Genomic DNA, 338 nt, shown 5'->3' with positions numbered 1-338 from the left:
TCCCATATCCAAACCTGTCATCTGGGTTATCAAAGCGGGCTTCGCGGGCGCGGCCAGGCCGTCATCACAGAGTATCGAGGCGTAGTATTTACCGGTGGCTGAACGGCTCAGCGTAATGCTTTTCACCTCTCCGGTCATTTCACGGTGCAGACGGGCTTCTATCGGCGATAATTTGGGTATTTTTATTGCCCCGTCCAACACCTTCACCCCGACACAATGATAGCTGGACTGCCTGCCATGCTTGCGTTTGAACGCCGGGAAGCGTGCTTTCAGCTTCGGATTAAAAAAGTGGGAAAACGCCATATCGAGGTTAATCACCGCCTGCTGCAAGGCGATGG

Annotated in this window: 1 pseudogene; it reads right to left on the bottom strand. The window is 53.6% G+C overall.

The features are described 5' to 3' along the window. A pseudogene (locus EAE93_RS24115) lies at positions 1 to 338 on the bottom strand (RNA-guided endonuclease TnpB family protein); the annotation flags it as partial.

The sequence above is a fragment of the Photorhabdus akhurstii genome (assembly GCF_018448925.1).
Lineage (GTDB): Bacteria > Pseudomonadota > Gammaproteobacteria > Enterobacterales > Enterobacteriaceae > Photorhabdus > Photorhabdus akhurstii.
The sequence above is the reverse complement of the archived record's forward strand: the minus strand, read 5'-3'. Positions and strand labels throughout refer to the sequence as shown.